Raw genomic sequence first — 26709 nt, forward strand, 5'->3', positions numbered from 1 at the left:
TCTTGAAAAAATCGTGTACATAAAATGCAGGGAAAATTAAGGTGATAAAATGGCGAAGAAAAAACGCAGAAAATCAAAAGTGTCAGCGAATTTAAAAAAAACAATGAAATTTGAACTGATTGGCTTAAGTCTTCTTGGCCTATCAGCAATCGCCATTGCTGAGCTTGGTGCAGTTGGTAAGGCGATTACCTTTTTGGTTCGTTTCTTTATGGGCGAATGGTATATTCTGCTCTTACTTGGTCTAATTGCAATCGGATTATTTTTAATGGTGAAGAGGTCGGTGCCATTTTTGCTAAAGCGGCAATTAGTTGGCTTCTATTTAATTGTGATGAGTATTCTTATGCTCAGCCATGTTAGATTATTTACCCTATTGGCAGATGGTGGTCCGTTTCAAAAGCCAAGCGTAATCCGAAATACTTGGGACTTATTTTGGATGGAGGTCAATGGGAAGACAAGCACCCATGATTTAGGAGGGGGAATGATTGGAGCAATCTTGTTTGCAGCATCTTACTTTTTATTTGATGCAGCAGGCTCTAAAATTGCTGCTTTTATCTTCATAATAATAGGAGTCATTTTATTAACTGGCAAAACGTTAGGGGACACGCTCGGTAAGTTTTTTATTTCTTTTTCCAATTTCGTGTCGGAACAGTGGTCTGCTTTTATTGACGATATGAAGACATGGACACAAGAAAAAAAGGAACGTAAAAAGCAAAAAATAGAGCTCAAAGTAGAAAAAGAGAAACAAGAAGAAAGTAAAGAACCTTCATTGGAGGAAGGGGAAATCGAAATCATTGCCCCATCTAATCGCTTAATCTCCAATTTTGCCGAGACGGCATACGGTGAAAAGGATGATTCAAAACCAATTGAATCCATTGAAATGGATAAGCAGTCAGAAGATTTTGAGGGCATATTGGAAGAAGTAGGAGATATTGCCCCTCCTATGACGTTTACTGAAGTGGAGAACAAAGAATACAATCTTCCAGCACTTTCAATATTGAATCAACCTAAAAAGACAGATCAAAGCGGAGAGTATAAATTAATTCATGAAAATGCGGCAAAGCTTGAGCGGACATTTTTAAGTTTTGGAGTAAAAGCCAAAGTAACCCAAGTGCATCTGGGCCCCGCGGTTACCAAATATGAAATACATCCCGACGTTGGCGTGAAGGTAAGTAAAATCGTATCTTTGTCAGATGATCTGGCGCTTGCACTAGCTGCTAAGGATATTCGAATTGAAGCACCTATCCCGGGAAAATCAGCGATTGGAATAGAAGTTCCAAATTCTGAAATTGCTATGGTTTCTTTACGTGAAGTATTGGAAGCGAAGGAATTTGACAAGCAAGAATCTAAACTACAAGTTGCTCTAGGACGGAATATTTCAGGCGAAGCAGTGAAGGCTGAGCTGAATAAAATGCCGCATTTACTAGTTGCTGGTGCGACGGGAAGTGGTAAATCTGTTTGCATTAATGGAATCATTACGAGCATTTTGATGAGAGCAAAGCCACATGAAGTAAAAATGATGATGATTGATCCGAAAATGGTTGAATTAAACGTGTATAACGGCATTCCTCATTTGCTTGCCCCGGTAGTTACGGATCCTAAAAAAGCTTCACAAGCTTTAAAAAAGGTCGTAAGTGAAATGGAACGACGCTATGAGTTGTTCTCTCATTCAGGCACTAGAAATATCGAGGGGTATAATGAATATATCAAAAACTTTAATGAGGAAGAAGAAGATAAACAACCGTTATTACCGTATATTGTCGTCATTGTCGATGAGCTAGCTGACTTAATGATGGTTGCTTCTTCTGACGTGGAAGATGCCATTACAAGACTTGCACAAATGGCAAGAGCAGCAGGAATTCATTTGATTATTGCAACACAAAGGCCTTCAGTCGATGTTATTACAGGGATTATTAAAGCTAATATCCCGTCTAGGATCGCCTTTAGTGTTTCCTCGATGACGGATTCAAGAACGATCCTTGATATGGGGGGCGCTGAAAAACTCCTAGGTAGAGGTGATATGCTGTTTCTACCGGTAGGTGCGTCTAAACCAATTCGTGTTCAAGGTGCTTTTTTATCTGATCATGAGGTTGAGGATGTTGTGAATTATGTGATATCACAGCAAAAAGCTCAGTATAATGATGAAATGATCCCTGATGAGATCGTAGAAACAACTGGTGAAGTGGAAGATAGTCTATATGATGATGCCGTTTCGCTTATTGTTGAAATGCAGACAGCATCTGTTTCCATGTTGCAAAGGCGTTTTCGAATTGGTTATACTCGAGCTGCTCGATTGATCGATGAGATGGAAGCGAGAGGGATCGTTGGACCATATGAAGGTAGTAAGCCGAGAATCGTCTTAATCGCAAAAGACCCTTCTAACGAAGCAAATCTGTCATAAGGTGCGATATGGTATTAAATTGAAGGAAGTAAAGCAAAGAAACTAAGGTGGGGTAGTTAAACTTCAATAACTAGATTTTCCCTGAAAATCTAGTGTCACTTTCAAGTTAATTAATAACCACTTAAAAAGCTGTCTCAAAAACGAAGAAACAGCCTCGAAATTAAATACAGTGAAAATGTGGATGTAACACCTATACTGTATATAGCGTACGAGGCCGGCTTCTTTTTTGAGACAGCCCTTATAGATTATAATACTTCAGGTAAGTGTTCCGTACAAAAGGCTCGAACAGCCTCAATCTCTTCATCTTCCAATTCGAAGTCTAGCGGTTTATCTGTACCTCTTTCAAGTAGATCATATTTAATGATCGCTGATTGATTATCTTCTACTTTATATAATACACGAATGTAAATTCCTGCTTCCGTAAATAGTTCATCATCTTCAGGAACTGTAATATCAAGTAATATTTCATACCGTTCCCCCGTTAAAATCCCAAATGGATCTTTCAGCTTTTCAATACTATACTCCGTAATCATTACCATATAATCATCCTTCCAAAGTCTTATCTCTATTATTATACCTCATAATTCAAGTTTAGTATGCCGAACAAAATAATAAATAGAAATAGTGGAAGGAAATTTCTATAATAGGGTTATATACTAAAAAATCTAAGTAATAGTATGACCTACTCCCCTTTTGATATATAAGAAAATAATGCGTATAATACGAATTTCCTAGACAAAAAATGAATAGTAATACATATGGGGTAATTATCCAGCTTTGTAGTCTGTAAAGTTTCTGAAAAATTAGTAAGACCATATTCGTTATTTTTCGACAAATTGCAAATCTCTATTTATTTATAATGGGAAAAATGGTATAGTATTTTGGATTAGTAGGAATGATTATACCTCAGAGGTCTGAAGTCTGAAGAAAATAAGTTGGAGGAACCTGCATGTCTATTAAGTCTGATCATCGACATTTATACTTACAAGTAATCGATCACCTCAAGCAGGATATTGAAGAGGGTACATATAAAGAGAAAGAGAAATTACCTTCAGAATTTGACCTTGCGAAGAAACTCGGCGTAAGTAGAGCTACTCTACGTGAAGCGTTACGAATTCTTGAAGAAGAAAACGTAATAATCAGAAGGCATGGGGTCGGGACATTTGTGCATGCCAAACCGGTGTTTAGCTCAGGAATCGAGCAGCTTAATAGTGTCACCAATATGATTAAGCAAGCAGGGATGAAACCGGGAACTATTTTCTTGAGCTCGACAACCCTGGAACCGACTGACGATGACATCCGCCGCTTTTCTTGTGCAATAGACGAGGAAATTGTAGTGATTGAAAGAGTAAGAACTGCGAATGGGAAGCCAGTGGTTTATTGTATTGATAAGATCCCGGCAAGTATTCTTAAAGGGAACTTCGATTACAGTGAAGAATCGATTTTTCATATTCTTGAAAGAGAATCCAGCCGTATGATTACTCATGCGATCGCTCAAATTGAGCCGATTGGGTATCATGAGAAGGTTTCTCCGATTCTAGAATGTGAACCGGAAGCTGCGTTACTTGTTTTAAAGCAAATGCACTTCGATGATAGGGACGAACCAATCCTATATTCGGTCAATTATTTTAAAGCGGATGTGTTTAGCTTTCATGTGCTTCGTAAACGAATCTAATTTTTTTGCAAGCGATGGAAACGTAGACAATTGGTCATTGCGTGCAATTCTACTAAGCATCAATTAAACTTAGGAGGTACATACCTTGAAAAAACGTAAAATGGGGTTAGTTATGTCACTTGTACTTGCTGCTGGAACGATTTTGGCTGCATGTGGATCAGATGATGGTAAAAAGGATGAAGGGGCTACAAAAGAAAGCGACAAATTTAAAGTTGCTATGGTAACGGATACTGGCGGTGTTGATGACAAATCCTTCAACCAATCTTCATGGGAAGGCATTCAAGCATTCGGTAAAGAAAATAATTTAACTGAGAAAAAAGAGTACACATATCTTCAATCTAAATCAGACGCTGATTATAATACGAACTTAACTCAATTAGCCCGTCAAAACTACAATTTGGTATTCGGAGTTGGTTACTTACTTCAAAGTTCGATTGAAGAAGTGGCTGCACAACGCAAAGATACGAATTACGCTATTATTGATGCGGTTTCCAAAGGTGATAATGTCGCAAGTATCACATTTAAAGAACAGGTTGGTTCATTCCTTGTAGGGGTAATTGCCGGAAAAACAACGAAAACAAATAAAGTTGGTTTTGTCGGTGGAATGGACAGTGAATTGATTAAGAAATTCGAATCAGGATTTATTGCTGGTGTAAAAACAGCAAATCCTAAAGCTGAAGTGATCATTCAATATGCAGGAAGCTTTGGTGCTCCTGACAAAGGTCAAGCTATTGCGAACACTTTATATTCTTCTGGAGCAGATATCATTTATCATGCAGCGGGAGCTACTGGTAATGGGGTATTTAAAGCTGCTACAGATTTAAAGAAACAAGACCCTAGCAAAGAAATTTATGTAATCGGTGTTGACCGTGACCAGTATGAAGAAGGCGCTGTAGAAGTTAATGGTAAACAAGAAAACGTAACTTTAACTTCAATGGTTAAACGTGTTGACGTAGCAGTTCAAGATTTATCTAAAAAAGCGATGAATGGTGAATTCCCAGGCGGAGAAATAGTTGAATATGGTCTTGAAGAAAACGCTATTGCAATTTCTGAGCATACAGACCATGTTTCTGAAGAAGCTTTAAAAGCTGTTGATGAATATATTACTAAAATCAAAGCTGGTGAAATTGAAGTTCCTAAGACTAAGGCAGAATACGAAGATATGGGATTCTAATTTTGAACTAAAGGAAGAAGGAATAAAAGGGGCAAGCACTTAGCCTTTTATTCCTTCTTTTTATGGCGATTTAAATGGATGTATTTTGAAAAAGGTGAAGGAAAAGCTATGATCATTCATAGTTTTTCATTTGATTTTTTCTAATGTAAAGATAGTAGAAGCATGGTGTTTATCTACCTCTTTAATAAAAAAATCACTTTTATTTCATAACATGGACTACGGGGAAATTATTATGAATACCTGACTCATCCAATCAATCATTTGTGTATTTAAATAATCACGCTGGAAATAGTTCTGTTACTCACAATCCGTTAGTGAGCGAACACACGATAAGTGTAATCGCCTCGTTTTTTTGATGAAATTCTCGTTTGTTTAGAAAAATAATGTTTCCGATAACCGAGAGCCAAAGGTTCAGTTGAAAGATTCACTTAATTATAGGAGTTGATGGTGTGGAATATGTAATTGAGATGCTCAATATTCGTAAAGAGTTCCCGGGCATAGTTGCAAATGATAATGTAACACTACAAGTAAAAAAGGGAGAAATACATGCTTTGCTTGGGGAAAATGGAGCAGGGAAAACGACGTTAATGAACGTTCTTTTCGGTCTTTACCAGCCAGAAAAAGGAGGAATTCGTGTAAATGGCGAACCGGTCAAAATTACAAATCCTAATATTGCTAATGATTTAGGAATCGGGATGGTACACCAACATTTCATGCTTGTAGATCCTTTCACTGTCACGGAAAATATTATCCTTGGTAAAGAACCTTCAAAAGCTGGGAAAATCAATTTAAAGGATGCCAGTAAAAAGGTAAGAGAGCTTTCTGAGAGATATCATCTTAGTGTCGATCCCGATGCAAAAATTAAAGATATTTCAGTTGGAATGCAGCAACGTGTCGAAATCTTAAAAACATTATATCGCGGTGCGGAAATTTTGATTTTTGATGAGCCCACAGCGGTACTGACACCACAAGAAATCAAAGAATTAATGATAATCATGAAATCTCTTGTTAATGAGGGGAAATCGATTATTTTGATCACTCATAAATTGAAAGAAATTATGGAAGTATGTGATCGTGTTACCGTCATGCGTAAAGGTGTAGGGATTGGTACAGTAAATGTAAGTGAATCAGACCCGAATTCTTTGGCAAGCCTTATGGTTGGACGTGATGTTGTATTTAAAACGGAGAAAAAAGAAGCAGCTCCAGCAGATGTTGTTTTAGATATTAATGGTATTAGCGTCAAGGACGCTCGTGGGATCCAGGCTGTTAATCAATTAAGTCTTTCAGTCAGAGCTGGTGAAATAGTCGGAATAGCGGGTATTGACGGAAATGGTCAAACAGAGCTCATAGAAGCAATTACTGGATTAAGAAAAACAATTAGTGGTTCTATTAAAATCAATGGGAAAGAAATACAAAATCTAAAACCGAGAAAAATCAGTGAATCTGGTGTAGGACATATTCCAGAGGATCGTCATAAACATGGCTTAGTCTTGGATTATAGCATTGGTGAAAATATCGTCTTACAAACGTATTATCAAAAGCCGCTTTCTAAATCTGGCGTCTTAAATTATTCGAAGATTTTTGATCAAGCTAGAAACATTATCGCGGAATACGATGTTAGAACACCAAGCGAATATACGCCTGCTCGTGCACTATCAGGAGGTAATCAGCAAAAAGCGATCATAGGTCGTGAGGTAAACCGTAATCCTGATCTATTGATTGCAGCACAACCGACACGTGGCCTTGATGTTGGTGCGATTGAGTTCATTCACAAACGTTTGATCGAACAACGTGATAATGGGAAAGCAGTTTTACTTATTTCATTTGAACTTGACGAAATCTTGAATGTTAGTGATCGGGTGGCGGTTATTTATGAAGGGGAAATTGTTGCTATCGTCAATCCAAGAGAAACAACTGAACAAGAACTAGGATTGATGATGGCTGGAAGCAAGCGTATGGAAGTAGGTGGGAAATCTCGTGGTTAAAAAAATGTCCGGTTTGTTTATACCCATTTTATCGGTTGTGCTCGGCTTATTAGCAGGAGCTATTATTATGCTTGTCAGTGGTTATAATCCAGTTGACGCATATATCGCATTATTTTTTGGGGTTTTTGGTGATTCATATTTTCTCGGAGAAGCGATCCGAACAGTTACACCGTACATTCTTGCTGGTTTAGCTGTAGCATTTGCTTTTAGAACAGGTCTTTTCAATATTGGTGTCGAAGGTCAGCTTCTTGTCGGTTGGTTGGCAGCTGTTTGGGTGGGAATAACTTTTGAACTGCCAATGTTGATTCATTTGCCGCTTGCTATTCTTGTTGGTGGATTAGCAGGAGCTTTGTGGGCATTCATACCTGGGTTATTAAAAGCCAAATTTAGAGTACATGAAGTAATTGTATCGATTATGCTTAATTACACGGCTCTTCATGTCACTAATTATATTATTTCCTATGTGCTAACTGATAAATTAGACAAGACCAATAATATTTTTGAAACTGCAACACTAAGATCACCATTTTTATCTGGATTAACGGATGGTTCACGCCTCCACTGGGGAATCATTGTTGCAATGATCTGTGCCATCATTATGTGGTTTATTCTTGAGAAAACGACAACTGGATTTGAACTGAAAGCAGTTGGTTTTAACCAACATGCATCTGAATACGCTGGAATGAATGTAAATCGGAACATTATCATGTCAATGGTTATTTCAGGAGCATTTGCTGGATTTGCTGGTGCGATGGAAGGGCTTGGTACATTTGGTTACGCTTCGATAAAAGGCGGATTTACCGGAATTGGTTTTGATGGAATTGCAGTTGCCCTTCTAGGTGGTAATACAGCAATAGGAGTTGTACTAGCGGCATTCCTATTCGGTGGTTTAAAGGCTGGGGCTCTGAATATACCAGTTGAAACGCCGATTCCCAACGAGATCGTAGACATCGTCATTGCTCTGATCATCTTCTTTGTTGCATCTAGCTATTTCATTCGCTGGATCTTAAACCGAATTAATAAAAAGGGGGTGAAATAAGTGGATTTTTACCAAGTACTGCAAATTATTATTCCATCGATGATTGGACTTGCAGCCCCACTTATCTTCACTGCGCTTGGCGGTGTGTTTTCAGAACGTACAGGTGTTGTAAATATAGGTTTAGAAGGTTTAATGGTAATTGGTGCTTTTACAGGTATTGTGTTTAACTTGACGTTTGCTGATGTATTTGGATCAGCTACACCTTGGCTTGCTGTGTTGGTTGCCATGGTTGCCGGAATAATTTTTTCCCTTCTACATGCCGTAGCATCGATTACGTTTCGTGCTGATCAGACGGTCAGTGGGGTTGCGATCAACTTGTTGGCTGTTGGTCTTACTCTTTTCTTAGTTAAAAAGCTTTATGGAAAAGGGCAAACAGACATGGTTACAGAAAATTTTGATCGCGTTGATATCAAATTCCTAAGTGATATTCCGTTTATCGGTAAAATATTTTTCTCTAACGGGTATTATATCTCTTACATTGCGATTGTTTTAGCCGTTGTCGTTTGGTATATTATATTCAAAACGCCATTCGGTTTACGTATTCGAGCTGTTGGCGAACATCCAATGGCGGCCGATACAATGGGAGTAAATGTTGCAAAAATTCGTTACGCTGGTGTCCTTTTATCAGGAGCATTTGCTGGGATTGGCGGAGCTGTCCATGCAATGACAGTATCCAATGAATTCAGTCACTCCACGATTAATGGGCAAGGTTTTATGGCAATTGCTGCAATGATCTTTGGTAAATGGCATCCTCTTGGCGCAATGGGTGCGGCACTATTCTTTGGTTTAGCGCAAAGTTTAAGTATTGTTGGAGCTAGCTTGCCATTTTTCAAAGATATCCCTGGTGTCTATTTATTGATAGCACCATATGTGTTAACCATTATCGCTTTGACTGGCTTTATTGGACGTGCAGACGCTCCGAAAGCATCAGGTCTGCCTTATATTAAAGGAAAAAGATAAAAATTAGTTGAACGAGGGTGTCTCATAAGGGTCTGACCTCGCACTCTAAATCAGTATGTAGTGTTTCATACACTTCTTTTATACTGATTTTAGTTGTTGCGGGGTCTGACCCTTTACTTGTTTTTTGTGCTTAGCGTATAAGATGCCATACTTTATATGGAAATTGTTTTAGGTCTATCCGCATTATTCGCAATCGCTTTCCTTCAAGGCCTATCTAGTCAGGCGCTTGCACCTTTGTTTTTATCCTCATAAAATAGTATGAAATCTAAAAAATTAAATAATAAAAACCATGATACTTGCATGAATTTTCTTAAACAAGGTATATTTTAGAAGAAGAGAAAAGTTCTTGAAGAAAAATTGTATGCATTCAATTTCTTCTAACAGGTTTAAAAGCACTTGAACTAACAAACAATATAAAGATAAAAAATGAATGAGGAGGTCTATTTAATGGGAATCTCTCTTGATACAATAAAGAAAAACCCTGGCTATTCAGTGCATATCGTCAAAACAGCTCAATACAAAACGAATACACTTGTACTTAAAATGAAAGCACCCCTTAAGCATGAAACAGCGACATATCGTTCATTGCTTCCGTATATATTGCAAAGTAACACAGCTACATACAAGACGACACCAGCATTACGTTCGTATTTGGATGAATTATATGGTGCGAGCTTTTATGTAGATGTTGCCAAAAAAGGGGAATATCAAATCATTAGTTTTGTCCTTGAAATAGCCAATGAAAAATTTCTTCATGATTCTGAGCCTTTACTAGAAAAGGGAATTGCCTTCTTAGCAGATGTCCTATTTAATCCGAAAAAGGATGGCGAAAGCTTTGATATAGGGACGTTTAATAATGAAAAAAGATCGCTTCAACAGAGAATTCAATCCATTTATGATGACAAAATGCGGTATGCAACGACGCGCCTTGTGGAAGTAATGTGTGAAGAAGAGCCTTATGGTATAGATGCTTTGGGGGATATCGAGTCATTAGACAGCATTACAGCAGAATCATTGTATAGTTATTACAAGCAAGTGCTCGTGGAAGATGAAATGGACGTTTATGTAATAGGTGATATTAATGAAATAGATGTTCAAAAGCTGTTCAATCAACATTTCAAGCTTCCTAACCGTGAGCCCGAAAGAATGAAAAGTGTGCAGAAAAAGGTAAACACAGTGAAGGAAAAGATTGAGGAAATGGATGTTAAACAGGGGAAATTAAATATTGGATATCGTACGAATATTGTATATGGAGACCCTGATTATTATGCTTTACAAGTCTTTAACGGAATATTCGGCGGTTTTTCTCATTCGAAACTTTTTATAAATGTCAGGGAGAAAGCAAGTTTGGCTTATTATGCGGCGTCTCGTTTAGAGAGCCATAAAGGCTTGTTAATGGTTATGTCGGGCATTGAATCAGCCAATTATGATCAAGCTGTTACCATTATTCATGAGCAAATGAAAGAAATGAAGCAAGGTAATTTCAGTGATGAGGAATTATCTCAAACAAAAGCAGTAATCAAAAATCAACTATTAGAAACAGTTGATTCGGCTCGCGGTCTCGTAGAAATCCTTTATCATAATATTGTTTCTGGCTATGCTATTTCTTTGGAAGAATGGCTGAAAAAAACTGAATCTATTACGAAAGAGGAAATTGTAGATGTTGCCCAAAAAGTTGAGTTGGATACCATTTATTTCATGAAAGGGACGGAGGTGTAAAAAATGGAGAAAATAACATTTGAACAACTTCAAGAAGAAATATTCCATGAAAAAATGACGAACGGTTTGGAAGTATATATTTTACCAAAGAAAGGATTCAATAAATCATTCGCGACTTTCACGACGAAATATGGTTCGATTGATAATCATTTTGTTCCTCTTGGTAAAAAAGACTATGCAAAAGTACCAGATGGTATCGCGCATTTTCTAGAGCATAAGCTGTTTGAAAAAGAAGATGGAGACGTGTTTCAACAGTTTAGTAAGCAAGGGGCTTCTGCTAATGCCTTTACTTCTTTTACAAGAACGGCATACCTTTTCTCTAGTACTGCAGACTTTGATCTTAACTTAAAGACACTCGTTGATTTTGTTCAAGATCCTTATTTTTCTGAGAAAACAGTGGAAAAGGAAAAAGGAATTATTGGTCAAGAAATAAAAATGTATGATGATAATCCTGACTGGCGTCTTTATTTTGGCACCATTGAAAATATGTATCATAACCATCCTGTGAAAATTGATATTGCTGGAACAGTTGAATCCATTGCTGAAATTACGAAGGATTTACTTTATGAGTGTTATGAGACTTTTTACCATCCAAGCAATATGTTGTTATTTATTGTTGGACCTGTGGAACCAGGAGAAATTATGGAGAAAATCCGCAGCAACCAAGAAGGTAAGGAGTTTCAATCGCCGCAAGCAATAAAACGCCAATTTGAAACGGAGCCTTCGGATGTAGCTGTGAAAGATCGAACATTGCACATGAGTGTTCAAACACCGAAAATCATGCTCGGAATTAAATCGGCAGATCTCAATTTAAGTGGTCAAGAGCTATTAAAAAAAGAACTAACCGTAAGCATCTTGTTGGAAATGCTTTTAGGAAAAAGCTCGCCTATCCATGAAGATCTGTATACGAGCGGTTTAATTGACCAAACATTTTCCTACGACTTTACCCAAGAGAATGGCTTTGGATTTGCGTTAATAGGAGGGGATACGGCACATCCTGAAGAATTAACAGCGAAGTTGAAACAAATTCTTTTTGAGGCGAAAACGGGGAAAGGGATTAGTGAAGAAAGCATGAAGCGAGTGATTAAGAAACGAATCGGCTTATTTTTACGTTCACTAAATTCCCCAGAATATATTGCAAATCAATTTACACGCTATGCTTTTAATGATATGAATTTATTTGATGTTGTACCAGTGCTTGAACAAATTGAATTTAATGATGTCTTGGCTACTACTGAAAGATTGATTGATGAAAAATTTATAACGGTTTGTCAAGTGCTGCCTAAATAAGTTGAGGATGGCTCATACAAATGATTTTTCTTTGTATGAGCTGTTTTCTTTTTGTGGTGGTTTTAAGGAGGGAATTAAGATGGAAAAACGGTTTGCACTTATTACAGGAGCAAGCGGGGGAATCGGGAGCGCAATTGCAAGGAAGCTTGCAGCAGAAAATTATTCATTGTATCTTCATTACAATCGGAATGAAGAAGCAATTGTTGCACTTATTAAGGAATTATCATCTTATGATATTGAACTCATTCCGATACAGGCTGATTTAGGTGATGTTGATGGATATAAACATTTATGCAAACAAATCTTTTCTTTACATACGATTGTTTTGAATAGCGGCAATAGCTTTTATGGATTAGTGACCGATATGGATGACTCTACTGTTGCACAAATGATTCAGCTTCATGTGACTAGTCCTTTTCAGCTTACAAGAAATTTGCTTCCTAAATTAATGAGTAATCGCGGTTCAATTGTCGCAGTTACATCAATATGGGGACAGACTGGTAGTTCATGCGAAGTGCTTTACTCGATGGTCAAAGGTGGGCAAAATGCATTTATTAAAGCATTGAGCAAAGAAACAGCGCTAAATGGTATCCGAGTCAACGCCGTTGCGCCTGGAGCGGTATCGACGGCTATGCTAGAATCCTTTACAGAAGAGGAATTAGAAATCTTACAGGGAGACATTCCAATGGGAAGAATCGGTGAAGCGAATGAAATTGCTGATGTTGTCGCATTTCTTCTCTCTCAGAAAGCCTCCTATATGACTGGACAAATTATAGGGGTAAATGGGGGCTGGTATGTGTGACTTCCTTGAATAAAAAATAGTCAATTTTCGCATGCTAATATGGTACCAATTAAGGAAAGGATGATAATCAATGTCTGTATTAGAAAATTGGGATCAATGGAAAGATTTCTTAGGTGACAGATTGAATCAGGGGGAAGAGCAAGGACTTTCCCAAGATGCAATAACTGGCTTGGCAGTTGAGATTGGGGATTATCTGGCGAAACAAGTAGATCCAAAAAATGACCAAGAACGTGTATTGTCTGATCTGTGGTCGGTAGCAAATGAAGATGAGAAGCATGCTATTGCTTGCTTGATGGTTAAGTTAGTCGACAACAACGGCACGAGCTAAAGACATTAGGATGATTCAGAAGTTTTGGACCTCAAATTAGAGGGACTGACTAATTGAATCATCCTTTTTCATTAACATGTAATCTAGGTACGTAGAGAATCATCTTAAATTAAGTTAAGTAATGTTTTCCCTTTTAACTTTTACTGAAATGCTATATTATAGAGACAAGACAATTTTATTTTCATGAAATCGGGTTTCTTTGGGAAAAATCTCTTCTTCATTGATAAATTGCGTAATCTTTAAATATGATAAAAAGTCTAGGTTCCCCTTTCTTGATAAGGAGTGTGTATAGTGGAGAATAAAGAATGGTATTTTGAATATGAAATACAAAAAAACCGACCAGGTTTATTAGGGGACATCTCTTCATTACTTGGTATGCTATCGATAAATATCGTAGCGATTAATGGTGTTGATGAAGGAAGAAGGGGCTTGCTTTTGCTGGCTAATGACAGCAGAAATATTGAGAGATTTGAGTCAATTCTATCGACAATGGATACAATAAAGGTAATTAAGCTGAGAGAACCTCATGTGCTTGATAAATTAGCTGTCAGACACGGTAGATACATACAAAGGGATGCAGATGAAAAAAATACGTTTCGTTTCGTGAGGGATGATTTAGGGATTCTTGTAGACTTTATGGCTGAACTATTTAAACAGGAAGGTCATAAATTGATTGGGATTCGTGGAATGCCAAGGGTTGGGAAAACAGAATCGATTGTCGCATCTAGTGTCTGTGCGAATAAACGCTGGTTATTTGTATCGTCCACATTGCTTAAACAAACGATCCGCAGTCAGCTTATTGAAGATGAGTACAATAATAATAATATATTTATTTTAGACGGGATTGTATCTACAAGACGCGCCAATGAAAGGCACTGGCAGCTAGTTCGGGAAATCATGAGGCTAAATGCAGTGAAAATAATTGAACATCCAGATATTTTCGTTCAAAATTCGGAGTACAAACTTGAGGATTTTGATTACATCATTGAGTTAAGAAATACTCCTGATGAAGAAATTACATATGAAGTAGTAAACCAAAACGATCAATTACAAGGGTCAGAGTTTGGTTCATTTGATTTTTAATTTGGCAGGTGTTTGATTTGACGGAATTAGGTAACAGATTGAAGGAAGCTAGAGAAGAAAAGGGTTTAAGTTTAGATGACTTGCAAGAAGTAACAAAGATTCAAAAACGTTATTTAATAGGGATCGAAGAAGGCAATTATTCGATGATGCCGGGTCAGTTCTATGTTCGGGCGTTCATTAAACAATATTGTGAAGCGGTTGAACTTGAACCAGAGGAAATTTTTGATCAATATAAAAATGAGGTTCCTGCCGTATATCATGACGAACTACCTGAGTTGTCACGCGTTCAATCAAGAAGATCGCTACCGACGAGTTCGAAAGCCATGGAGCTATTTCCGAAAATATTAGGATTATTATTTTTCATTGGAATCATAGTCTTACTTTATTTCTTGTATTTGAAATTTTTCCCAAGTGAAAGCCCAAAGGTAGTTGATGATAATGTAGGTGTTGTGGATCACGGACAACCTGATAATTCACCATTAAATCAAGGTAGTAATACTGATGCTAATGAAGACAAAAACACTGATAAAACAGATAAGAGCAAAGATGAGCCAGTTAAAGAAGAGGTTATTGTGGAAACACCAACCCAGGAATTAGCCATGATCAGTACTAGCGGTTCAAACAGCGTATATGCACTGAAAAACGCCGCAACATTTAAATTGAAAGTTGCCTCTATAGGGGAAGCGTGGGTTAAAGTGAAAAACGGTAGCGGCCAGACACTTTTTAATGGACTTATAAAATCTGGAGAAGCCAAAGAAATTGATGTAACGAATGAATCCGAAGTAGTCATCCGTACGGGAAGAGCCTATGAAACGGAGATTTTTGCTAATGATCAGAAACTCGAATATGCTATTTCTCCAACAGAGAAAGACGTTCAAAATGTAACGATACAATTTACAAAAGCTGAATAGTCATCTTTATGATGGCTATTTTTCGCTTGTCGTATAAAGAAATGAATCTTATGCTATTCAACTTTGGAGGGTACTATTGTGAATTTGCCAAATAAAATAACAATATCAAGAATTATCTTAATACCTATTTTTGTAATTATTATGCTCGTACCTTTTTCTTGGGGGGAGTTGATGCTGGGGGACTACACTCTTCCAGTTAATCATTTGGTAGGGACTATACTTTTTATTCTTGCTGCTTCAACGGACTGGGTGGATGGACACTATGCCCGCAAATATAATATGGTCACAAACCTTGGGAAATTTCTCGATCCTCTTGCTGACAAATTACTCGTTTCAGCAGCTTTAATTGTATTAATTGATTTGGATTTAATGTACAACCAATCATGGATTGCTATTGTCATTATTAGTAGGGAGTTTGCCGTTACAGGCTTAAGGCTAGTACTTGCGGGAACGGGTGAAGTAGTTGCCGCCGATATTTTAGGGAAAATAAAAATGTGGGCACAAATTGTAGCTATATCAGCATTGTTATTACATAATATTCCTTTTGTTTTGATTTCATTCCCATTCGCTAATATCACTTTATGGATTGCGTTGATTTTTACTGTTTGGTCTGGATGGGATTATTTCGCAAAAAACAAAACTGTATTTATTAATTCTAAGTAATTGAATTTGTGGGGGATGGAAATGAACGCAGAAATCATCGCGGTTGGATCTGAATTACTATTAGGTCAAATAGCCAATACAAATGGGAAATTTTTATCTAAGCAACTAGCAGAAATAGGAATTAACGTTTATTTTCATACTGTTGTAGGTGATAATAGTGAACGGCTTCAATCTGTTATCGAGATTGCAGAATCTCGTGCTGACTTCATTATTTTTACAGGCGGACTTGGACCAACAAAGGACGATTTGACGAAAGAAACGATTGCCCGTCATTTAGGAAAAAATCTTGTTTTTGACAATCATGCTTTAACAGCTATCCAAGCGTATTTTACAAAGACTGGACGGGAAATGACAGAAAATAATAAAAAGCAGGCACTCATTTTAGAACATGCGGATGTACTTGCAAATGATCACGGAATGGCCCCTGGCATGATTCTTACTTTAAAGGATAAGACATATATGTTACTACCCGGACCTCCAAAAGAGTTGGAGCCTATGTTTTTAACATATGGGTATAAAAGGTTAATGGAAAAGCTAGATAAACAAGAACGCATTGAATCAAAGGTACTGCGCTTTTTCGGGATTGGAGAGTCGTTACTAGAGACGAAGATAGATGACTTGCTTGAAAATCAAACAAATCCGACGATTGCTCCACTTGCAGGCGATGGTGAAGTGACGCTAAGGATTACCGCTAAACATGAGTCAAAAGAAATATGTGATCAGCTGATTAGCGAAGTTGAAACGGAAATAATGAAACGTGTGGGAGACTTTTACTATGGAAGCGACCAGACTTCTTTAATTAAGGAACTGGTAAAAGAGTTAACTGCAAGAGGTATGTCAATTGCCGCTGCAGAAAGTTTGACAGGTGGGATGTTCCAAGAGCAATTAACGACAATTCCTGGAGCTGGTAAAGTCTTTAAAGGCGGAATTGTTAGCTACACAAATGATGCTAAATCTAGTCTGCTACAAATTCAAGATGCAACTATTTCCACATTTGGTGTCGTAAGTCAGCAATGTGCAATCGAAATGGCCGAAAATATTCGAACACAGCTTGATGCAGATATTGGGATCAGCTTTACTGGAGTAGCGGGTCCTGATGAACAGGAAGGGAAACCTGTAGGGACCGTTTTTATTGGCATGGCTTTTCGCAATGGGATTTCGAAAGTTGAGAAACTAAATCTCTCTGGTAGCAGGGCACAGATCAGAATAAGAAGTGTAAAAAAAGGTTGCCATTATCTATTGAACCATCTATCTACCTAATTTTACAAGAGAATGTCTCATAGGGTGAAATGAGGCATTCTCTTTTTGTTTTGGAAATATTAAACAATATCTTTATGGGGAATTATTTAGCTTGCAGAAGCAACAAGGGCTAAAACAAGCCACAAATTGCATCTTTTTATAATGCTGCATTAATTTTCAAAAAGATCAAAATTGTATTATTAAAGCTTTTGTTAATGGGAAATGGAATTTTTGCTAGACAGAAATGCTGTTTTTAAGTTATTATTGCTTTAGTAATAAACGAATGAATGTTCGTTTTTTGCTTGGCAAATGAAAGAAAAGAGTATATAGTAGAGATAGACACCAAAGAGGGAATTAAGCGAGTATTTTAGATGGATGAAAGACAATCACAAATAGAAATGCATGAACGTATTCTTACTTTCTTCCATTCTTTTTTAGAAGTCGAATTAGTACAGAAGTTTGAATATTACCCTAGCATACTAAGCCTGGGGAAGAGCTACTGCTTTATTTTAAAAATTTATTATCTAATCAGCTAAGCTGATTAACCTATAGAGGAGGAACTTGAGTGAGCGATCGTCAAGCGGCACTAGAAATGGCATTGAAACAAATTGAAAAACAATTTGGTAAAGGTTCCATCATGAAGTTAGGAGAACAAACAGATAGAAGAATCTCAACAATTTCAAGTGGTTCATTAGCATTGGATGTAGCTTTAGGAGTGGGTGGATATCCACGAGGCAGAGTTATTGAAATATATGGTCCAGAAAGTTCTGGTAAAACAACGGTTTCCTTACATGCGATTGCAGAGGTTCAGGCTAATGGCGGTACCGCTGCATTTATTGATGCAGAGCACGCTTTGGACCCCGATTACTCACAGAAACTCGGAGTCAACATTGATGAGCTATTGCTATCACAGCCAGATACTGGTGAGCAGGCACTTGAAATCGCAGAAGCATTGGTCAGAAGTGGTGCGGTAGATATTATCGTCATTGACTCTGTGGCGGCACTCGTTCCTAAAGCTGAAATTGAAGGCGAGATGGGAGATTCTCATATGGGTCTTCAAGCTAGGATGATGTCACAGGCACTTAGAAAACTATCTGGTGCAATTAATAAATCCAATACCATTGCTGTTTTCATTAACCAAGTCCGTGAAAAGATTGGTGTAATGTTTGGAAACCCTGAGACGACTCCAGGCGGCCGTGCTTTGAAGTTTTATTCATCAGTAAGACTTGAAGTGCGTCGCGCTGAACAATTGAAACAAGGTAGTGACATAGTCGGTAACAAAACGAAAATTAAAGTCGTTAAAAACAAGGTAGCGCCTCCATTCAAGCAAGCAGAAGTAGATATTATGTATGGTGAAGGAATTTCCAGAGAAGGCGAAATCATTGATATGGGATCAGAATTAGATATCGTTGAAAAGAGCGGGTCATGGTATTCCTATAACGGTGAAAGACTAGGGCAAGGACGAGAAAATGCTAAGCTTTTCTTAAAAGAAAATAAAACTATTAAACTTGAAATAGCACAGAAAATTCGCAATCATTATAATCTAGATGGTGAACATGAATTGCCTGCAGGTAGTGAGGAAGAAAAGGAAGACATGAGCCTGCTCGACTAATTGTGCCAAAGAAAAGAAGCCTGATGAAAAACTAGGCTTCTTTTCTTTATATATATCTTTATATATATGGTTTGAATTGGTAATTTTTGGTCAAGAATAATAATATAGCTTAGCAAGGCTAATTCGATGATCAGGCAAAATAATTAAGGTTGTAAGGATATTTTCTAATTTTTTTGGAACCGTTCTGAATATTCATGTATAGAGTCTTTGCAAACTCTTGACAATAAAATTTCTCAACTATACAATTAACATGTATATTTTACATTTTTTAAAATGAAGAATTTTGAAAAGCCAAGTGCTGTATATTGAAGTCATGTACAATGTACTTGCCGACAGTTCAACTTTATTAAGTAAAAGTTCATAGCAAGGGGAGGTGAAACGATGGAACCTATTCAACTCATCATCTCCAGTTTGCTTGGCCTATTCGTCGGTGCAGTTGTTAGCTATTTTGTTTTTAAGAATATTACTCAAAACAAAATAGCAGGGGCGAGAAATTCTGCTGAACAAATTCTTGAAGATGCAAAACGGGAAGCAGATGCTCTGAAAAAAGAAGCCCTATTGGAAGCAAAGGATGATATTCACAAAACTCGTTCAGATGCCGAGCGTGAAGTTCGAGAACGAAGATCTGAATTACAAAAACAAGAAAATCGATTATTACAAAAAGAAGAAAACCTTGACCGTAAAGATGAATCGTTAGATAAACGTGAAACTCTTTTGGAAAAGAAGGAAGATTCTCTTGACCAAAGACAACAGCATATTGAAGACATGGAAAGCAAAGTGGATGAGATGGTTCGTAAGCAGCAAACAGAGCTTGAGCGTGTATCAGGCCTGACTCGTGATGAAGCAAAAGCCATTATTATTGATCGTATTGAAAATGAGCTGGCACACGATATTGCTCTTATGATTAAAGAAACAGAGAACCGTGCAAAAGAAGAAGCTGACAAAAAAGCAAAAGATATACTCTCACTTGCAATTCAGCGTTGTGCTGCTGATCATGTTGCTGAGACCACCGTTTCAGTAGTCAATCTTCCAAACGATGAGATGAAGGGTCGTATTATTGGTCGAGAAGGCCGGAATATTAGGACACTTGAAACGCTTACAGGAATCGACCTTATTATTGATGATACGCCTGAAGCAGTAATCTTATCTGGATTTGACCCAATAAGACGTGAAACAGCTCGTCTAGCACTAGAGAAGCTTGTACAGGATGGTCGTATCCATCCAGCACGAATTGAAGAAATGGTGGACAAAGCAAGACGTGAAGTGGACGAGCACATCCGAGAGATCGGAGAGCAAACCACATTTGAAGTAGGGGTCCACGGATTGCATCCTGACCTTATTAAGATTCTGGGTCGTTTGAAATTCCGTACAAGCTATGGTCAAAACGTCTTGAAGCATTCTATAGAAGTAGCACACTTATCTGGTTTATTAGCTGCTGAGTTAGGTGAAGACGAAACACTTGCACGTCGAGCAGGACTTCTTCACGATATCGGAAAAGCAATTGACCATGAAGTAGAAGGTAGCCATGTAGAGATTGGTGTAGAATTGGCCACGAAATATAAAGAACACCCAGTCGTTATCAATAGTATCGCTTCTCATCATGGTGATACTGAACCAACATCCATTATTTCTGTACTAGTCGCTGCTGCAGATGCTTTATCAGCAGCAAGACCAGGTGCCAGAAGTGAGACGCTTGAAAACTATATCAGAAGACTCGAAAAGCTGGAAGAGATATCTGAATCCTATGATGGAGTGGAAAAATCATTTGCGATTCAAGCTGGTCGTGAAGTACGAGTTATGGTAAAACCAGAACAAATTGATGATCTGGGGGCACATCGACTTGCAAGGGATATCCGTAAGCGGATAGAAGAAGAGTTAGATTATCCAGGACATATTAAAGTAACCGTGCTACGTGAAACGAGAGCAGTTGAATATGCAAAATAAACAAAGCGTTTGGGCCATTAAGGTCCAACGCTTTGTTTTTCTTTTAAAGTGTAAGTAAAAGTGATTTAAAATGGATTTTGGTGTCGAGATCTCGATTTATGGTATTTGTCATTATGATTATGTTAAAATAACTAGTTTTTTGTATCGGATGGTCGGCGACGATTTTTCTAAGTGGTTATCCACGTAAAAGTTCAGGAAATGAAATGTGGTACAATAGAAAAGAATAAATGATTAAAGTTTGGTTTTTGGAAAGGAATTAACTATGAAATTGCTTTTTGTTGGAGATGTAGTCGGTTCACCAGGAAGAGATATGGTGAAAGAGTATTTACCGAAAATCAAGGAGAAATATCGACCGCAAATTACCATTATTAATGGGGAAAATGCTGCTGGGGGTCGCGGGATTACCGAGAAGATCTATCGGCAATTCCTTGAATCTGGAGCTCAGGCTGTGACGCTTGGTAATCATGCTTGGGACAACCGTGAAATTTTTGAATTTATTGAATCTGCGAAGAATTTAGTACGTCCTGCAAATTTTCCAGAAGGAACCCCAGGTGCAGGGATAAAATATATCAAGCTAAATCAATTAGAGATTGCAGTGATTAATTTACAAGCAAGAACGTTTATGCCTGCTTTGGATTGCCCATTCGTTAAAGCAGAAGAGCTTGTAGAAGAAGCTAGAAAGCGTACACCGATAATTTTTGTTGATTTTCATGGCGAAGCTACGAGTGAGAAACAGGCGATGGGTTGGTTCCTCGATGGGAAAGTGTCTGCAGTTGTTGGTACTCACACACATGTTCAAACGGCAGATAATCGTATTCTTCCAAAAGGCACAGCTTATTTATCGGATGTTGGAATGACGGGTCCGTACGATGGTATTCTTGGAATGGAGAGAGACGCTGTCATCCATCGTTTCTTAACAAGTCTACCTGTGCGTTTTGAAGTACCAAAAGAAGGAAGAACAATCTTAAGTGCAGTCATCATAGAGATTGATGAAAAAACTGGAAAAGCAAACAAAATAGATCGATTATTAATAAACGACGATCATCCGTTTTTTCATTAATCATTAAAACAGCCTTGCGTAAGCGGGCTGTTTTTCACGTTTTCCTGCATTAACGGACAGTAGCATCTCTATGCTAGGGTTTTATGTAGGGGAATTTGAAGAATTCTAATAGAGAAAACTGTCCGTAAATGCCTGATTGATCGAAGCGTTTGCTGCGATCTTAGCGACAGACAGTAGAACGGGACTAACCATTAGTGAAAAGGCTGTCGCTAATAGAAGTTTCACTTTATTTTCCCATCTTGTCATACCTGTATTTATTCATGAATATAGTAGCAGTGGATAGAGTCATACCTTTTGAGCCACATTTCAAACAGGTAAGGGAAAACAAGGAGGGCTAGGAATGGAAATATTAAAGGTTTCAGCAAAATCTAATCCTAATTCTGTAGCAGGCGCCCTAGCCGGGGTTCTAAGAGAAAGAGGATCCGCGGAAATACAAGCTATTGGTGCCGGGGCGTTAAATCAAGCTGTCAAGGCAGTAGCAATCGCAAGAGGATTTGTAGCTCCTAGTGGAATGGACTTGATTTGTATTCCTGCCTTTACAGACATTAAGATTGATGGAGAAGAAAGAACAGCAATAAAACTGATCATAGAACCAAGATGAAAATAAAATTCAGAATTTCCTGTTTGGATAGCCAAGCAGGTTCTTTTTATGGAAGAAATGGCGTCAATATGCCTATTAACTATCTGATCTCCTGTATAAAAAAGAGAAAGGAAAGGAAAGGAATCACAACATGAAAATATTCGATGCTCATTGTGACGTTCTGATGAAAATGTTTAGTGACGCGACTATTTCCTTTCATGATCAAGCCAAGTTAGATATAACATATGAATCATTAAAAGAGAACGGAGGAAAAGTTCAGTGCTTTGCCATATACATACCTGAAAAAGTTCACCCTGATCTACGTTTTATGGCGGCTTTGTCTATGGTCGAGTTGTTTGTTAGTAAAATCGTTTCATTGCCACAAATAAGATGGATCCGTACGAATGAAGACATTCAAAATCTTAAAGTTGATCAAATTGGAGCCGTTTTAACACTTGAAGGATGTGACTGTATCGGTGCAGACATATTGAAACTCAAGACTTTACTAAGGCTTGGAGTTCGTTCAGTGGGACTTACTTGGAATTTCGCGAATATGGTGGCAGATGGTGCTAAGGAGTTAAGAGGAGCGGGTTTAACAAGATTTGGTGAAAATGTGATTCAAGTATTAAATGAGTATAAAATTTGGACGGATGTTTCCCATTTATCAGAGCGGGCGTTCTGGGATGTAATTGAACGGGCCCATGATATTATTGCTTCTCACTCGAATGCGTATAAACTTTGTCCGCATCGAAGGAATCTTCGAGATGACCAAATTTCTGCATTGATAAACAAAGGAGCACCGATTGGGATCACATTCGTACCTGAATTTCTAAAAAAAGATAAAAAAGCAACAATTACAGATGTGTTAAAGCACATTGATTATGTCGGTAGCCTTGGGGGACAAAAAAGTCTTGGCTTTGGTTCCGATTTTGATGGAATTGATGATAAAGTTTTAGGCTTAACAAATTATCGTGGATACTATGAATTAATCAATACCCTCACAAAGAACTACTCAGCTGATTTTGTTAAAGATCTATTGTTTAATAATTTTGTAAAGAAGTTTCCTTCTGATTTGCAATTTTGTTAATTAAACATGCTAGTGGGATGCTAAAATTTGAATTTAAAAAGAAGATCACATAAAAACAGACTATAACCTCATAGTCTGTCATAATAAACGGTTTTAAAAACCTGCATTATTAGAAATTGTTACGGCAGCCACAATGATTTTTTCTGCGATGGCAGCAGAAGTTGAATGAAAATAAACAGCAGCAATTTTTTTGATGATGATTGTGATGATGATTGTGATGATGATTGTTATTAGAGGAATCTACGATGTTTTTTGTAGAACACTGGCATTTATCTTTCTTTTTCTTCTTATCACAAGAACATGGTTTGAAGCATTTAGAGTGATTGGATTGGTTACAAGAACATTTATGACACGGTTTAAAGCAAGTAACCGGGCCAACTTCTTCAAATGACCGGATTCCGCAATTATGCTTTTGACCCATTTGTTTCCCTCCTTTATATGAGTGCTACAGTACAAGATATTGTATGCGTGCTTTGTAGTGTGGGTTTCAGGCATCAGCCCGTTAATAAGATAAATGTGCCAGTACAATTTACTTAGTATCGATAAAGAAATTCAATTCAATAGTTGCTTTTAGCGCAGAAAAGCATTACATCAAGAGTGAATTAATCAGATGAATGAATTTTTATGTAAAATATATGAAATCACATGAATAAAATATGGTCGTTTTACAATCCGTATTAAGTATTATCCTTGTTTTTATGTCGGGAGAGTGTACATGATGAATGGAAAAATGAAAGCGATTGTCAAGCATAAACGGGGGTATGGTGCTGAAATACAAACGGTCGACATTCCAAAGATTCATGATGAAGAGGTACTTATAAAAGTTAAAGCTACATCCATATGTGGTACGGATGTGCATATTTATACATGGGATGAATGGTCAAGGAGAAGGGTGAATCCACCTTATGTGTTTGGCCATGAATTTTCAGGTGAGGTAGTGGAAATTGGTGCCCGTGTTACGAGTGTAAAAGTGGGGGATTTTGTATCTGCAGAAACCCATATTGTATGTGGAGCATGCCTACAATGTTTAACAAGTCAATTTCATATTTGTAAAAATACAAAAATAGTAGGTGTGGATACACAAGGATGCTTTGCGGAATATGTAGCATTGCCACAAGGAAACTTGTGGAGAAATCCAATTGGTATGCACGTAGATATTGCATCCATTCAAGAGCCGTTGGGCAATGCGGTTCATACAGTATTATCTGGGGATGTAGCAGGAAAAACTGTGGCGATTATTGGTTGCGGTCCGATTGGATTGATGGCGATTGCTGTAGCAAAAGCGGTAGGTGCATCAACCGTTCTTGCTATCGATATAAATGATTATCGATTAAAGTTGGCGGAAAAAATGGGTGCGACACATGCCATTCATTCCAAACTCCATGATCCAGTAGCTTACGTAGAACAGCTTACCAATGGTAGCGGTGTCGATGTTGTTTGCGAAATGAGTGGACATCCAACAGCTATCAAGCAAGGATTTAAAATGATCACAAATGGTGGCCGTTTATCGATATTAAGTTTACCTTCAGAATCTGTAGAAATTAACATAACCGAGGATATTGTATTTAAAGGCATTACCGTGCAAGGAATCACAGGTAGACTTATGTTTAAAACGTGGCATCAGGTTTCAAGTTTGTTAGCATCAGGTCAAGTTAATATTGGCCCATTGATTACTCATCATTTTCCATTAATAGAATTTGCAAAAGGCTTTGATTTAATGATAAAAGGGCAATGTGGAAAAGTGGTTTTACATCCGTAACCAGATTAATAGATTGTCACCTTATATGTTAGGAGGAATAGAGATGAAGGGTTTTGAATATTTGCAAAAAGAATTAGATACTATGCAAAAGCAAGGTGTATTTCGAAGTTTAATTGAATTAGAATCCGAACAAGGATCAAAAGTTATGATTGAAGGAAGAAGCGTGATTCAGCTTTCTTCAAATAACTATCTAGGTTTATCCAATCACCCACGTTTGAAAAAAGCAGCATTGGCTGCAGTTGAGCAATTTGGAGCTGGGACAGGATCTGTCCGTACTATCGCAGGAACATTTACTATGCACAATAAACTTGAAGAAAAACTAGCAAAGTTTAAACATACTGAAACGGCTCTCGTATTTCAATCAGGATTTACAACGAACCAGGGCGTGCTTTCTGCTATTTTAACAGATGAAGATGTTGTTATTTCGGATGAATTGAATCATGCCTCTATCATTGATGGAATCCGATTAACGAAAGCGACGCGTAAAGTATATAAGCATGTTGATATGGAATCGTTAGAGCAGACACTCAAAGAAACGCAAGAGTATCGAAAAAAACTAATTGTCACAGATGGAGTATTTTCGATGGATGGAGATATCGCTCCCCTTCCTGCAATTGTCGAACTGGCGGAGAAATATGATGCGCTGGTTATGGTTGATGATGCGCATGGATCGGGTGTATTAGGGGAGAATGGCCGAGGAACTGTTAACCATTTCGGTCTGGATGGCCGAGTGCATATTCAGGTAGGTACGCTTAGTAAGGCAATTGGGGTACTTGGTGGATATGTTGCAAGCACAAGAACATTAATCGATTATTTAATTCATAAGGGCCGTCCATTTTTATTCAGTACGTCGCACCCGCCTGCTGTAACTATGGCTTGTATGGAGGCGGTGGACGTGTTGTTGGAAGAGCCTGAAAGGATTGAAAAGCTTTGGAATAATGCCGAATTTTTAAAGGAAGGCTTGAACGCATTAGGGTTCAATACGGGACACAGCAAAACGCCTATAACACCTGTAATAGTTGGCGATGAAGGATTGTCTCATCAATTTTCGGATAAATTGCTTCAATATGGAGTTTTTGCACAAGACATTGCTTTCCCAACCGTAGCAAAAGGAAGGGCCCGAATTCGAACAATTGTAACGGCTCAGCATACGAAGGAAGAATTACAACTAGCGTTGCAAGCTTTTGAAAAAGCTGGAAAAGAGCTTGGGATTATTCAATAAGAGGGGTTTCCTATAAGATAGGGGCAGACTACAACAATTATTACTGCCAGTTTAAAGACGTAAGTAACATGATAGGAGCGGTGAAACCTTTTGGAATATCCTTAATCCGTGGCTGAAATCCGAATAAAAAGGATAAAGGATTGTTGAAATTCCTTTAATAGTTTAAAATGGTATGTTGT

23 protein-coding genes are annotated in these 26709 nt (G+C 37.8%); 21 read left to right on the forward strand and 2 right to left on the reverse strand.

What is annotated here, in order from left to right:
* Window positions 1-49 precede the first annotated feature (49 nt).
* The gene (locus tag ACIQZI_RS12280; RefSeq protein WP_403073398.1) at window positions 50-2398 is read left to right on the forward strand and encodes a DNA translocase FtsK; all 2349 of its coding nucleotides are present in this window, start codon (window positions 50-52) and stop codon (window positions 2396-2398) included.
* A gap of 245 nt (window positions 2399-2643) precedes the next feature.
* Here the strand turns inward: ACIQZI_RS12280 and ACIQZI_RS12285 are convergent, their stop codons facing one another.
* Window positions 2644-2937, reverse strand: coding sequence for a DUF6509 family protein (locus tag ACIQZI_RS12285; protein ID WP_403073400.1), 294 nt, complete (start codon window positions 2935-2937; stop codon window positions 2644-2646).
* Between the two features lie 410 nt (window positions 2938-3347).
* On the opposite strand from ACIQZI_RS12285, the gene ACIQZI_RS12290 reads away from it, so the two are divergent.
* The 16 genes from ACIQZI_RS12290 (at window position 3348) to ACIQZI_RS12365 (ending at window position 21882) form a co-directional block, all read left to right on the forward strand.
* Entirely contained in the window at window positions 3348-4073 is a 726-nt protein-coding gene (locus tag ACIQZI_RS12290) for a GntR family transcriptional regulator (RefSeq protein WP_062181010.1), read from the forward strand.
* A gap of 85 nt (window positions 4074-4158) precedes the next feature.
* On the forward strand, window positions 4159-5247 hold the full coding sequence (locus tag ACIQZI_RS12295; RefSeq protein ID WP_403073403.1) for a BMP family lipoprotein: 1089 nt from the start codon (window positions 4159-4161) through the stop codon (window positions 5245-5247).
* A 449-nt stretch (window positions 5248-5696) separates the two neighbouring features.
* Complete coding sequence (locus tag ACIQZI_RS12300; RefSeq protein WP_403073405.1) at window positions 5697-7232, forward strand: ABC transporter ATP-binding protein; 1536 nt, start codon at window positions 5697-5699, stop codon at window positions 7230-7232.
* Window positions 7225-8271 carry an ABC transporter permease gene (locus ACIQZI_RS12305; RefSeq protein ID WP_062181001.1) on the forward strand — a complete coding sequence of 349 codons (1047 nt, stop codon included), beginning with the start codon at window positions 7225-7227 and terminating at the stop codon, window positions 8269-8271. The genes ACIQZI_RS12300 and ACIQZI_RS12305 overlap by 8 nt, the downstream gene beginning before the upstream one ends.
* Window positions 8272-9231 carry an ABC transporter permease gene (locus tag ACIQZI_RS12310; RefSeq protein ID WP_157279552.1) on the forward strand — a complete coding sequence of 320 codons (960 nt, stop codon included), beginning with the start codon at window positions 8272-8274 and terminating at the stop codon, window positions 9229-9231.
* A gap of 447 nt (window positions 9232-9678) precedes the next feature.
* Complete coding sequence (gene yfmF / locus ACIQZI_RS12315) at window positions 9679-10950, forward strand: EF-P 5-aminopentanol modification-associated protein YfmF (protein WP_062180998.1); 1272 nt, start codon at window positions 9679-9681, stop codon at window positions 10948-10950.
* A gap of 3 nt (window positions 10951-10953) precedes the next feature.
* Window positions 10954-12240 carry an EF-P 5-aminopentanol modification-associated protein YfmH gene (gene yfmH / locus ACIQZI_RS12320; protein WP_403073409.1) on the forward strand — a complete coding sequence of 429 codons (1287 nt, stop codon included), beginning with the start codon at window positions 10954-10956 and terminating at the stop codon, window positions 12238-12240.
* A 79-nt stretch (window positions 12241-12319) separates the two neighbouring features.
* The gene (gene ymfI, locus ACIQZI_RS12325; RefSeq protein WP_403073411.1) at window positions 12320-13042 is read left to right on the forward strand and encodes an elongation factor P 5-aminopentanone reductase; all 723 of its coding nucleotides are present in this window, start codon (window positions 12320-12322) and stop codon (window positions 13040-13042) included.
* 70 nt (window positions 13043-13112) lie between these two features.
* Window positions 13113-13370, forward strand: a complete 258-nt coding sequence (locus tag ACIQZI_RS12330; protein WP_062180988.1) for a DUF3243 domain-containing protein — start codon at window positions 13113-13115, stop codon at window positions 13368-13370.
* A gap of 291 nt (window positions 13371-13661) precedes the next feature.
* A complete protein-coding gene (locus ACIQZI_RS12335) occupies window positions 13662-14453 on the forward strand; it encodes a DUF3388 domain-containing protein (protein ID WP_062180986.1) in 792 nt (263 codons plus the stop codon).
* 8 nt (window positions 14454-14461) lie between these two features.
* Window positions 14462-15364, forward strand: coding sequence for a helix-turn-helix domain-containing protein (locus ACIQZI_RS12340; RefSeq protein WP_403073414.1), 903 nt, complete (start codon window positions 14462-14464; stop codon window positions 15362-15364).
* Between the two features lie 78 nt (window positions 15365-15442).
* Window positions 15443-16027 (forward strand): CDP-diacylglycerol--glycerol-3-phosphate 3-phosphatidyltransferase, encoded by a 585-nt coding sequence (gene pgsA / locus ACIQZI_RS12345; protein WP_403073416.1) that lies wholly within the window; start codon window positions 15443-15445, stop codon window positions 16025-16027.
* Window positions 16028-16048: 21 nt separating this feature from the next.
* Window positions 16049-17287 carry a competence/damage-inducible protein A gene (locus tag ACIQZI_RS12350; RefSeq protein WP_062180977.1) on the forward strand — a complete coding sequence of 413 codons (1239 nt, stop codon included), beginning with the start codon at window positions 16049-16051 and terminating at the stop codon, window positions 17285-17287.
* Between the two features lie 544 nt (window positions 17288-17831).
* A complete protein-coding gene (gene recA / locus ACIQZI_RS12355; protein WP_403073419.1) occupies window positions 17832-18878 on the forward strand; it encodes a recombinase RecA in 1047 nt (348 codons plus the stop codon).
* A 381-nt stretch (window positions 18879-19259) separates the two neighbouring features.
* On the forward strand, window positions 19260-20822 hold the full coding sequence (gene rny, locus ACIQZI_RS12360; protein ID WP_062180971.1) for a ribonuclease Y: 1563 nt from the start codon (window positions 19260-19262) through the stop codon (window positions 20820-20822).
* A 262-nt stretch (window positions 20823-21084) separates the two neighbouring features.
* Entirely contained in the window at window positions 21085-21882 is a 798-nt protein-coding gene (locus ACIQZI_RS12365; RefSeq protein WP_403073421.1) for a TIGR00282 family metallophosphoesterase, read from the forward strand.
* Between the two features lie 105 nt (window positions 21883-21987).
* Here ACIQZI_RS12365 and ACIQZI_RS12370 read toward each other — a convergent pair whose 3' ends face one another.
* A complete protein-coding gene (locus ACIQZI_RS12370; RefSeq protein ID WP_403073423.1) occupies window positions 21988-22128 on the reverse strand; it encodes a hypothetical protein in 141 nt (46 codons plus the stop codon).
* Window positions 22129-22222: 94 nt separating this feature from the next.
* Here ACIQZI_RS12370 and spoVS point away from each other — a divergent pair, with 94 nt between their 5' ends.
* The 4 genes from spoVS (at window position 22223) to ACIQZI_RS12390 (ending at window position 26530) form a co-directional block, all read left to right on the forward strand.
* Window positions 22223-22483, forward strand: coding sequence for a stage V sporulation protein SpoVS (gene spoVS / locus ACIQZI_RS12375; protein ID WP_028392768.1), 261 nt, complete (start codon window positions 22223-22225; stop codon window positions 22481-22483).
* A 130-nt stretch (window positions 22484-22613) separates the two neighbouring features.
* Window positions 22614-23549: a dipeptidase gene (locus ACIQZI_RS12380; RefSeq protein ID WP_403073426.1), complete on the forward strand. Its 936-nt coding sequence runs from the start codon at window positions 22614-22616 to the stop codon at window positions 23547-23549.
* 718 nt (window positions 23550-24267) lie between these two features.
* Complete coding sequence (gene tdh, locus ACIQZI_RS12385) at window positions 24268-25308, forward strand: L-threonine 3-dehydrogenase (protein ID WP_403074017.1); 1041 nt, start codon at window positions 24268-24270, stop codon at window positions 25306-25308.
* 43 nt (window positions 25309-25351) lie between these two features.
* Window positions 25352-26530, forward strand: coding sequence for a glycine C-acetyltransferase (locus ACIQZI_RS12390; RefSeq protein ID WP_403073428.1), 1179 nt, complete (start codon window positions 25352-25354; stop codon window positions 26528-26530).
* Window positions 26531-26709: the final 179 nt, after the last annotated feature.

The organism is Peribacillus sp. NPDC096379 (assembly GCF_044762875.1).
Lineage (GTDB): Bacteria > Bacillota > Bacilli > Bacillales > DSM-1321 > Peribacillus.

What these genes read in the sequence shown, in the direction of transcription:
- yfmF (WP_062180998.1), top strand. Translation starts at nt 9,679, where the DNA reads ATGGGAATCTCTCTTGATACAATAAAGAAAAACCCTGGCTATTCAGTG.
- ACIQZI_RS12370 (WP_403073423.1), bottom strand. Translation starts at nt 22,128, where the DNA reads ATGACAAGATGGGAAAATAAAGTGAAACTTCTATTAGCGACAGCCTTT.
- yfmH (WP_403073409.1), top strand. Translation starts at nt 10,954, where the DNA reads ATGGAGAAAATAACATTTGAACAACTTCAAGAAGAAATATTCCATGAA.
- ymfI (WP_403073411.1), top strand. Translation starts at nt 12,320, where the DNA reads ATGGAAAAACGGTTTGCACTTATTACAGGAGCAAGCGGGGGAATCGGG.
- ACIQZI_RS12280 (WP_403073398.1), top strand. Translation starts at nt 50, where the DNA reads ATGGCGAAGAAAAAACGCAGAAAATCAAAAGTGTCAGCGAATTTAAAA.
- ACIQZI_RS12290 (WP_062181010.1), top strand. Translation starts at nt 3,348, where the DNA reads ATGTCTATTAAGTCTGATCATCGACATTTATACTTACAAGTAATCGAT.
- ACIQZI_RS12330 (WP_062180988.1), top strand. Translation starts at nt 13,113, where the DNA reads ATGTCTGTATTAGAAAATTGGGATCAATGGAAAGATTTCTTAGGTGAC.
- ACIQZI_RS12350 (WP_062180977.1), top strand. Translation starts at nt 16,049, where the DNA reads ATGAACGCAGAAATCATCGCGGTTGGATCTGAATTACTATTAGGTCAA.
- spoVS (WP_028392768.1), top strand. Translation starts at nt 22,223, where the DNA reads ATGGAAATATTAAAGGTTTCAGCAAAATCTAATCCTAATTCTGTAGCA.
- ACIQZI_RS12285 (WP_403073400.1), bottom strand. Translation starts at nt 2,937, where the DNA reads ATGGTAATGATTACGGAGTATAGTATTGAAAAGCTGAAAGATCCATTT.
- ACIQZI_RS12365 (WP_403073421.1), top strand. Translation starts at nt 21,085, where the DNA reads ATGAAATTGCTTTTTGTTGGAGATGTAGTCGGTTCACCAGGAAGAGAT.
- ACIQZI_RS12380 (WP_403073426.1), top strand. Translation starts at nt 22,614, where the DNA reads ATGAAAATATTCGATGCTCATTGTGACGTTCTGATGAAAATGTTTAGT.
- ACIQZI_RS12390 (WP_403073428.1), top strand. Translation starts at nt 25,352, where the DNA reads ATGAAGGGTTTTGAATATTTGCAAAAAGAATTAGATACTATGCAAAAG.
- tdh (WP_403074017.1), top strand. Translation starts at nt 24,268, where the DNA reads ATGAATGGAAAAATGAAAGCGATTGTCAAGCATAAACGGGGGTATGGT.
- rny (WP_062180971.1), top strand. Translation starts at nt 19,260, where the DNA reads ATGGAACCTATTCAACTCATCATCTCCAGTTTGCTTGGCCTATTCGTC.